Source organism: uncultured Eudoraea sp. (assembly GCF_947258925.1).
Classification (GTDB): Bacteria; Bacteroidota; Bacteroidia; order Flavobacteriales; family Flavobacteriaceae; genus Eudoraea.
This window is the reverse complement of the sequence record NZ_CAMYKG010000042.1, coordinates 31,937-42,082: the sequence shown is the minus strand read 5'-3', so window position 1 is coordinate 42,082 and position 10,146 is coordinate 31,937. Positions and strand designations below refer to the sequence as shown.

At 38.5% G+C, this 10,146-nt stretch carries 8 protein-coding genes and 1 pseudogene; 5 read left to right on the top strand and 4 right to left on the bottom strand.

Features of this window, described 5'->3' with window-relative positions; all coding sequences use genetic code 11:
* The 4 genes and pseudogenes from Q0X77_RS13510 to Q0X77_RS13495 all read right to left on the bottom strand — a co-directional run.
* A pseudogene (locus Q0X77_RS13510) lies at positions 1-456 on the bottom strand (sterol desaturase); the annotation flags it as partial.
* Between the two features lie 11 nt (positions 457-467).
* On the bottom strand, positions 468-1,409 hold the full coding sequence (locus tag Q0X77_RS13505) for a sulfurtransferase (RefSeq protein ID WP_297798234.1): 942 nt from the start codon (positions 1,407-1,409) through the stop codon (positions 468-470).
* Complete coding sequence (locus tag Q0X77_RS13500; RefSeq protein ID WP_297798232.1) at positions 1,393-1,872, bottom strand: monoheme cytochrome C; 480 nt, start codon at positions 1,870-1,872, stop codon at positions 1,393-1,395. The genes Q0X77_RS13505 and Q0X77_RS13500 overlap by 17 nt, the downstream gene beginning before the upstream one ends.
* Positions 1,873-3,093, bottom strand: a complete 1,221-nt coding sequence (locus Q0X77_RS13495) for a sulfite oxidase (RefSeq protein ID WP_297798230.1) — start codon at positions 3,091-3,093, stop codon at positions 1,873-1,875.
* A 272-nt stretch (positions 3,094-3,365) separates the two neighbouring features.
* Between Q0X77_RS13495 and upp the strand changes: the two genes are divergently transcribed.
* The 5 genes from upp to Q0X77_RS13470 all read left to right on the top strand — a co-directional run bounded on the left by upp (position 3,366) and on the right by Q0X77_RS13470 (position 10,141).
* Entirely contained in the window at positions 3,366-4,019 is a 654-nt protein-coding gene (gene upp, locus Q0X77_RS13490; protein ID WP_297798228.1) for a uracil phosphoribosyltransferase, read from the top strand.
* A 164-nt stretch (positions 4,020-4,183) separates the two neighbouring features.
* Positions 4,184-5,485, top strand: coding sequence for a TolC family protein (locus tag Q0X77_RS13485; RefSeq protein WP_297798226.1), 1,302 nt, complete (start codon positions 4,184-4,186; stop codon positions 5,483-5,485).
* A gap of 31 nt (positions 5,486-5,516) precedes the next feature.
* Complete coding sequence (locus tag Q0X77_RS13480) at positions 5,517-6,584, top strand: efflux RND transporter periplasmic adaptor subunit (RefSeq protein ID WP_297798224.1); 1,068 nt, start codon at positions 5,517-5,519, stop codon at positions 6,582-6,584.
* Positions 6,585-6,644: 60 nt separating this feature from the next.
* Entirely contained in the window at positions 6,645-9,839 is a 3,195-nt protein-coding gene (locus tag Q0X77_RS13475; RefSeq protein WP_297798222.1) for an efflux RND transporter permease subunit, read from the top strand.
* Positions 9,836-10,141: a hypothetical protein gene (locus Q0X77_RS13470; protein WP_297798220.1), complete on the top strand. Its 306-nt coding sequence runs from the start codon at positions 9,836-9,838 to the stop codon at positions 10,139-10,141. The genes Q0X77_RS13475 and Q0X77_RS13470 overlap by 4 nt, the downstream gene beginning before the upstream one ends.
* Positions 10,142-10,146: the final 5 nt, after the last annotated feature.

Here is a 10,146-nt window from a genome sequence, read left to right as displayed (position 1 = left end):
CTTAACAGAATGGTGTACTTTATGAAAATTCCATAAGAAGGAATATTTGTGAAGGAGTATGTGCGTAAACCATTGTACAAAATCCAGAACAATAAAAAATAAAAGTAATTGCAACCACATGGGGTATGAAGAAATATCTACAATGGCCAGGCTTTTGGCTGTTATACCCAAATCGCTAAATAGAGCCTCTAACAATTTATAGAAACCACTAATGGCAATTGCGAAAAGGAAGAAATTAAAAAACATATAAAAAGCATCCAGCCAAAAATCCTTTCTAAAAATTGATTGGTCTTTTCTCCAGGGGAAAAGAATTTCAAGAATCCAAACGACTAATGAAATACCCACAAGGCCCCAAAAATAATTGGTATACCAGGGTACTTCAAACAGGATGGACTTCCAGGTCCATTCTACACTTCCTGTAAAAGCTGAGACAAACGCATCGATATATTTTTCCATAACTTTTTATTTTATAATATTAAACTATCTTTTTCATAAGGTAATTCGTCAAAAAAACTCCATTCCACCCAGGATCCATCATAGTTCCTGACATTTTCAAACCCCATTAACTCTTGCAGTACAAAGGTAGTTAAAGATGATCTGTAACCGGTATGGCAATAAACAACAACTGTATCTTTTAAATTCATTTCCAGGGCGTTGTATAACACTTGCAATTCTTCAATAGACCTGAACTTTTTACTATTCCTGAGATCAATCGCTTCTGCCCAATCTATATGAATACTATTTGGTATTCTCCCTGCTTTTGATGCTCCTTTTTTAATGAGGGTTCCACTGTATTCTTCTGAACTGCGAGAATCAACAATAATAATATTACTGTCCTCGTTACCTAGTAAGCTAATTAGTTCTTCCTTATCAATCCATATATCCTCATTGCCTTTTTCGGGAAGGATGAATTGCGTGGGATCGTATTTTACAGGTGTTACAGTAAGTTTTTCACCTGTCCCTACCCAGCTCTTTAAACCGCCATTTAATATCTTCACAGAATCAAAATTATACTCATCTAAGATACACCATAAACGTGCTGCATCAGACGATCCTTTATCATCATAAATTATAATTAGATCGTTATTTTCTATACCTAACCTACTAAAGAGCCGTTCAATGTTTTCCTTATCTGCTCTTATTCCTTGGTAAGGGAGTGAGTTATCTGAAACGTCTGTACGCCAAATATTTATAGATCCATATATATGCCCTGTCTGATAGTTCTCCGGACTTCTGAAATCAACTATTTTTATATTTTTATCTTCAAAAATTCCAGCCAGTTCTTTTGCCTCAATAAGATGTTCTCTTGACACATAATCATTTTGGGCAATACCTGGTTTTTCTTTTACTTCGTTGCATGAAACCAGCAAAAAACAAAATAGAGCAAATTTGCTAATCCTTGAGATCATACCATTCAATGTTGGATAAAATTTCCCGTCTTCCTTTTTTCCCCGGCGGATAATTTGTTACCAGATAGTCTACTATAATTTCTTCATTTTTTCCAAGGTCCCACAAATTTTGGGTTTCCTGCATCCATCGGATAGTAGCGATCCATCTTTCTTCGTTCATCCTGTTTTGGGTGACCAATTTTGCAGAATGGCAATTGGTACAATTGTTTACTACCGTCATCAGACCTTCTGCATCAACAAGTCCGGTTCTTATATGGATCCCATTTTCAATTTTGTCGAAATCGTCCTCTTCCGGAATAGCAACATACTCCTGCTCCGTTTCCGGTGCTTTTTTTCTGGTCCAATCAGGATTTGACAACAACAAGAGGATTCCAACAGCCCCCACAATGAATAAACCGAATAAACCTGCCATAAGCCTATATATGGCTTTTACCTGTTGTTTAAACGTTGAGTGTTCCTGCATTTACGTAACTTTTACTGCTATCCTGTGACATGCGTTATTCAGGTAACCTTTCGGATTCCAGCCGGGTAAAAGCATTGGCTGACTTATTCCGCGGGAATCCGTAGCGCGAGCCCAAACTTCGTAATAACCTTCCTTTGGGAATTCTACAGAAGCTTTAAAATGCTGCCATGCCAGTCTGTTTGCCGGTTTTTCAAGAGGACACGATTGCCATGTGGAACCAAAATCTATTGAATATTCCATTTTTAAGACTTCAAGTTCACCTGCCCAGGCATGGCCCCGGATATCCAGTTTTTTGCCTTTATTGATCATGGCCCCTGATTTGGGATAGGTGATCAAAGATTTCACAGGCATAGATTCAATAATACACATATCCTCATCTTTAACCTTATCACCCGGCGCAACCGGATTACAAGGGACTCTGTATGCCGTACCAGTCATTTTAGGACCATCATGCACCTTATTTCTGATACTAATCCTGTTAATCCATTTTCCTGAAACTGAGGCCGGCCAACCCCCGGCCACCAGTCTTAAGGGGTAACCATGAGCTAAAGGTATATCCTTGTCATTCATTTTGAAGGCCAGGAGGGTTTCTTCCTGAATTGCCTTAGCTATAGGGGCACCTCGAGAAATTGGCTCTTTCCCAGGGTCCCGGCTCAAGTGTATATCTGCAGCATGATACCCAATATAAACCGCGTCATCTTTTAGTCCAACATCTTCCAAAACGTCTTTTAATCTGATTCCGGTCCAGTTAGCGCAGGAAACAGCCCCAACCGTCCATTGATTTCCCTTTGCCGGTGGATCAAATTCACTTCTTCCATTGCCACCACATTCCAGGGTTAATTGATAGGTATACTGCGGGAATTTAGATTTTAATTCTGCTAGCGTATATGTTTTTTGTTGGCGTGCCGATTCCCCGTCGAAAGTTAAAGTCCATTTATTTATGTCTATATTTTCCGGGATTAGGCCATTATTTCGAATGAACATAAACTTGTTTGGTGTTACTTTGTCATCCAAAAGGTGGGCCTTTGCCTCAATATTCCATGGTTTATCGTTCAACACTTCCATTCCGGTGTCCTTTTCAAACATTTTAAAAGGGTCAGGGTCCTGTAGAGCCAGAGGTTTATAGCCTTCTGGAAGAACCGCACCAAATACAATATCCGCACCTATTACTGATGCCATGGAACCTAAAGTTGCCTTTTTAACAAAGTTTCGTCTTTTCATTAGATTAGTTTATATCCAAAATATTAAAATTAAGAATTTATTTAATAAAGTGCATGTAACAAATGTTACTAATCTCAAAATGATTTTTAGGGACAGCAAGGAAATAGCATGCTACTAAAAATCGTATAACACGACTAGATTTCGAGTTTTTTATGTTTGGCGCACTTCTCATAAAATAAAAGACATGGGTAAATTTTAAAGTCCAATTTGCAACCTATTGTTCAATTCATTTTTCTTATATTTAGTAAGATTCTCATTTTAAAATTCAGGTTATGATCATTCATAATTTCGGAGCTGAAAACTCCTTGCTAAATCAATTTGTTGCTGAACTCAGGGATATAAACATTCAAAAGGATTCCATGCGTTTTCGACGGAATATTGAGCGGATTGGGGAAATCCTTTGTTATGAACTAAGTAAAACACTGAATTATAAAGTAAGTACAGTTCAAACACCATTTGGATATAAACCTATGGCCCTGCCATTGAATAATTTAGTCCTATGTTCAGTCCTAAGAGCAGGGCTGCCTTTACATAGGGGGCTATTAAATTATTTTGACAAAGCGGAGAACGCTTTTATTTCGGCATACAGACAACATCCTGACGGAGGAGACGATTTTGATGTCATTGTTAAGTATTTTGCTGCTCCCGCTTTGGGTGGTAAAACATTGGTGTTAACAGACCCCATGCTCGCAACAGGAAAGACGCTGGAGAATGTTTTCAAGGCCTTAAAAGGACATGGCGAACCCAAACAAATTCATATAATTTCTGTAATTGGTTCTACTTCCGGAATTGCATATGTAAAAAGTGTTTTTCCTGAAAATACCCATCTGTGGATTGCTGCAATTGATGATGAACTAACCGGTAAAGGGTATATAATTCCTGGATTAGGCGATGCGGGTGATCTCTCTTACGGTACCAAACTCTAAATGGTCAATTATCCAAATCAGATACTATATTAATCAGGGCCCTATACTTCCCATATAAGTAAAATGTCTTAAATATTCTGTAACAAAAGTCACCGGATATTGGTAACATTGGTTACTGTCTGCGCATTTTTCTAAAACTAATTTTGCTTCAAATTTATTGGTTGATGAAGAATATATTACAAATACTGGCCTTACTTAGCGTTCTTATGCTGAATGCGCAAAAGGATGTACTAATTACCAGGGGGGAGGTTTTGAACCGAGTAATGGAGCAGAATACCTCTTTAAAAATTGCTGAGAAGGGCATAATTTCTGCTGAAGGTGATTATAGACAAACCAATGCCGTGCTTTTACCAAATATTAGTGTGTCACATACAGGTTTGGCCACTAATAATCCGTTAATGGCTTTTGGGGTAAAACTAAATCAGCAAATTGTCACCCAAGCCGATTTTAATCCTGACCTACTGAACAACCCACGTCAAATTGAGGATTATGCAACCCGTTTTGAGATTCAGCAGCCTTTGCTGAATTTCGATGGCTTTTACCAGCGCAAGGCGGCGAAGGCTAAACTCAATGCCACAGAATACCAATCTGAACGTACCCGTGATTATTTAACCATGGAGGTGGAAAAAGCCTATATGCAGTTGCAACTGGCTTATAAAACCGTAGAAGTTCTGGAAAAGGCCAAAGAAACTGCAATGGAGAACAAGAGGTTGGCCGACAACAGTTTTAAACAAGGATACCTTCAAAGATCCGATGTACTGGCTGTAGAAGTAAGGGCAACTGAAATTGAAAATCAACTGCAGTATGCAAAGAGTAATATTAAGAATGCTTCTAATTATTTGTCGGTCATGATGAACGACTCTACCTACAACATTTGGACTCCTGCAGATACCCTTCAAGTTTTTACGGATAATTTTTCTATGATAAAAGTATCAGAAAATAGAAAAGATATTTTGGCAATGGAATCATCTAAAGAGGCTTATTATCAAATATATAAATCAGATAAAATGAGCTTTTTACCTAAGCTGAATGCTTTTGGAACTTACGAATTGCATGATGAAAAAGTGTTCCGGGGTGGCGCCAGCGGCTACCTCTTTGGAGCAGAATTAAGATGGGATATCTTAAACGGAACGAAACGTTTCGGCAAAGCACATAAAAGCAAGGCGGAATTTGAAAAAGCCAAATTGGAATTAGAGCTATATAGATCAGAGAGTCAGGTTGAGTTAAACAAGGCTAGACGTATGCTGCAGGATACCAAAAATAATCTGGAGCTTACTGCTCTCGCTTTAGAACAATCAAGGGAAGCTTTTAGAATTCGTAGTAATCGTTTTGCACAGGGTTTGGAAAAAACAACGGACCTGCTTTCTGCGGAAACGCAATATGCCCGGAAGCAACTGGAATATTATTTTACAATTTTTCAGCATAATTCTGCGGTAGCCTATATAACATATTTAACCAAAGAATAATTAAAAATTGATAATCAAAAGAAATCGAAATATGCAAAAAATATATATCATACTTGTTATGCTTTTTTTATGGAGCTGTGGAAAAACAGATAAGGAGGTGCAGAATACCAATCTGCCGGCAATTGCTGTAAAAGTAAGCAAGGTAGGTGAGCTTGATAGTCATCCTGTGATTTCAACCAGTGGTAAGATAGAAGCTGTTAAAAGTGCCAACCTGAGTACCCGCATTATGGGGCACGTAAATAAAATACATGTGCAGATAGGGGATAAGGTTGTTAAAGGGCAGTTGTTGTTGAGCATCAATAATACGGATCTTTCTGCCAAGCTTGCTCAGGTTAATGCCGGGATTGCTGAGGCTACAGCAGCTTATAACAACTCTGAGAAAGACTTGAAGAGATTTACCATATTATTTAACGAAAATAGTGCCACACAGAAAGAGCTGGATGATATAACGGCGAATTATAATATGTCTAAAGCGAGATTGGAAGCCGCAAGGCAAATGAAAAATGAAGTGAATGCACAATTTTCTTATTCAGATCTGCGGGCTCCTTTTAATGGGGTGGTTACCAATAAGTTTATAAAACCGGGAGATATGGCAAGTCCGGGAATGCCTCTTCTTGAAGTAGAAGCCCCTGGGAAGTATCAGGTATTGACTTTAGTACCGGAATCTGATATAACAAAAATCAAAAAGGGCATGAAAGTGGCAGTGAGCCTAAACTCCATAAATGAAAATATTGAGGGAGAAGTAGTTGAATTAAGTAGCTCATCTAAAAATACCGGTGGACAATACCATGTTAAAGTGGCCTTATCAGAGACAAACGTCCCAATCTTATCCGGGATGTATGCCACAGTTGATTTTCCTGTAGCAGCCGATAATCAATCCAGAGCAGTTTTAATCCCTATTGATGCGATTATTCAAAAAGGGCAATTATCAGGGGTTTATACAGTGAGTGAACGTAATACAGCACTACTCAGATGGCTTCGATTGGGCCGGTCTTATGGTGATAGGGTTGAGGTTTTATCGGGCTTAACAACAGGTGAAAGTTTTATTCTTTCATCTAATGGTAAATTATATAATGGGGCGAAAATATCCATACAGTAGATCAGTAATTGTTATATGAGACAATTGTTGGGTAACAAAATCTAAAGGAATAATAAGCATATGAAAGAAGGATTAGCAGGAAAAATTGCAAAGTCGTTTATAGGATCAAAACTAACCGTGCTCCTGATGATCGTTTTTATGATCATTGGGGTATATAGCTCCTTTTTAATTCCAAGGGAAGAGGAACCTCAGATTGACGTTCCCATCGCTGATATTTTTGTGGGTTACCCGGGGGCCAGCCCGGCCGAAGTTGAATCCAGGGTATCCAAACCACTCGAAAAACTTATCTCCAATATCAAAGGTGTTGAATATGTTTATTCTACTTCGATGAATGAACAGGCTATGGTTATAGTACAATTTTATGTGGGCGAGGATATTGAAAGATCATTTGTTAAGCTCTATAATGAAATTAATAAGCATATGGATATCATGCCGGAAGGTGTAACCTTTCCTTTGGTTAAAACCAGGGCTATTGATGATGTACCAATGCTGGGCTTAACGCTCTGGAGTGAAAATTATGATGATTACCAATTAAAGCAGATAGCACAGGAACTAACAGATGAAATTGAAAAGATAAATGATGTTTCAGCCATACAAAAAATTGGCGGCAGAAACAGGCAGCTGCGCATAGTATTGGATAAAGATAGGATGGCGGAAAGCGGTCTTGATTTCCTTACCGTTGCCCAAATGATTAAAGCCAATAACAGTCAGCTTAGTAGCGGATCCTTTGATAAGTATGATACAGAGTTTATAGTAAGAACCGGAAGGTTTTTGGAAACTACACAGGATGTTGAAAATCTGGTAGTAGGGGTACAGCAAGATCAACCCATCTACCTCAAGCAAATTGCCACAATATTTGACGGGCCCGAATTGCCAAAAAATTATGTTGCCCTTGGTTTTGGACAGGCAAGTGAAAATGCACAACATTATAATTCTGAATATCCTGCTGTTACCATTTCCATAGCCAAACGAAAGGGGGCAGATGCAATGAAGATTTCTGAAGTTATTATCAATAAAGTAGATCACTTAAAACGAAATTTGATCCCTTCAGACGTACATGTAGAAGTTACCCGTAATTATGGTGAAACTGCTTCTCAAAAAGTGTCTGAATTACTTATGCACCTCATAGGTGCAATTATTGCCGTAACCTTTGTGGTAATGTTGGCGATGGGCTGGCGCGGTGGATTAGTGGTCTTTTTATCTGTTCCGATTACCTTCGCCCTTACGCTGCTCAGTTACTATATGTTAGACTATACACTGAACAGAATTACACTTTTCGCTCTGGTATTTGTGACAGGTATTGTAGTGGATGATTCTATCATAATTGCGGAAAACATGCACCGCCATTTCAAAATGAAGCGTTTGCCGTTCAAACAAGCCGCACTTTATGCTATAAATGAAGTTGGGAACCCGACAATTTTAGCAACTTTTACGGTTATTGCATCCGTATTGCCCATGGCCTTTGTCTCCGGGTTAATGGGGCCATATATGTCACCTATGCCTATCGGAGCTTCAATTGCTATGATATTGTCTTTGTTTGTGGCACTTACAATTACACCTTACCTCGGTTTTATATTTCTTCGCGAAAAGGAAAAAAAGGGAAAGAAAAAAGAAGAGAAACAAATAGAGGAAACCCTTATCTATAAGTTCTATGAGAAATTTGAGAAACCGTTGCTCGAAAACAAAAAGAAACGCTGGATCTTCCTGGGAATAACCTTCTTTTTATTATTGGCTTCTGTTGCTATGTTTTTTACAAAGTCCGTTGCCGTAAAAATGCTCCCATTTGATAATAAAAATGAATTTCAGGTGGTAATAGATATGCCGGAGGGTACGACTCTTGAACGTACTGCTGTAGTTGCAAAAGAAATTTCCCAGTATTTAGCAACACGTCCGGAGGTTATAACCTATCAGAGTTATGTTGGAACTTCGGCTCCGATAACCTTTAATGGGCTGGTCAGGCATTATGATCTAAGAGAAGGAAGCAATGTTGCCGATATCCAGGTAAACCTTGTGGACAAGCATAATAGGAAAGCTCAAAGCCATGAGATAGCCAGTCTCATGCGTCCGGAAATTAGAAAAATTGGAGAAAAATACAATGCAAACATAAAAGTGGTTGAAGTGCCTCCGGGCCCCCCGGTTTTATCAACTATTGTGGGAGAAATTTATGGACCTGATTACAACGGGCAGATTTCTGTCGCCAATCAGTTAGAAAACCTGTTAAACAACACCGAAGATGTAGTGGATGTGGATTGGATGGTAGAGGCAGATCAAACCGAGTATGAATTCATCATTGATAAGCAAAAGGCAATGCTATATGGTGTGGCACCGGCGCAAATTACCCAAACCTTAAATTTAGCTCTCTCTGATGGGGCAATTACTAATCTGTATGATGAAGATGCATCCAACCAGGTGGGACTGGTACTATCCCTGGATGAAAAAGAGAAATCCACTATTAATGATATTTCACAACTCAAAGTCAAGTCCCAAATGGGTACAATGAATAGTATTGGTGATTTGACAGAAATTAATAAAACCATTTCAGCCAAAAGCATATATCGAAAAAATCAAAAACGGGTGGTTTATGTGACTGCTGATATGGCTGGCGAATTGGAGAGCCCGGTCTATGCTATCTTGGGGATGACAGATAAATTAAAGGAAATAAATGTTCCGGAAGGCTATAAGCTGGACGAACTCTATATTAAGCAACCCGATTTTGAAGATGATTATACTGTAAAATGGGACGGGGAGTGGCAGATTACGTTGGAAGTATTCCGGGACTTGGGAATAGCATTTCTTGGGGTAATTGTCATTATTTATATCCTGATTGTGGGATGGTTTCAGAATTTTAAAGCACCTGTTGTGATGATGGTAGCAATTCCACTTTCTCTGATTGGGATCGTTTTAGGGCATTGGTTATTGGATGCATTCTTTACTGCCACCTCATTTATTGGGATGATTGCCCTTGCAGGAATTATGGTAAGGAATTCGGTATTGCTTATAGATTTCATTAATCTTCGGGTTACGGAAGGAGTTCCATTAAAACAAGCGGTTATAGAAGCCGGGGCAGTTCGTACCACTCCAATCCTTCTAACTGCAGGTACTGTTGTAATTGGAGCATTTGTTATCCTTTTTGACCCCATATTTCAGGGATTGGCCATTTCACTAATGGGTGGTACAATTGCATCAACAGTCCTTACTTTGTTAGTGGTACCACTGGTATATTATTTAATAGAACGAAAAAATCACACGATATGAAACTACTAATTGTAACTGTTGTTGAGCAATACGAAGAAGCTATTCTAAAACTTTTTAAAGAAGCCAATATTGAAAATTTTAGCGGCTCTGAAATTGATGGATATAAACAGCATGCATCTCTATTAATGACTTCAAATTGGTTTCCGGGTGTGAAAGGAGGCGTAGAATCAAGCCTGTTTTTTTCTTTTACAGAAGATGAAAAAATTGATACCCTTTTCAATTTGATTACAAATTTTAATGATAACCTGGTAACTAATAATCCTGTAAAGGCCATTGTAGTTCCCATTGAAAGATCAATATAAAACTC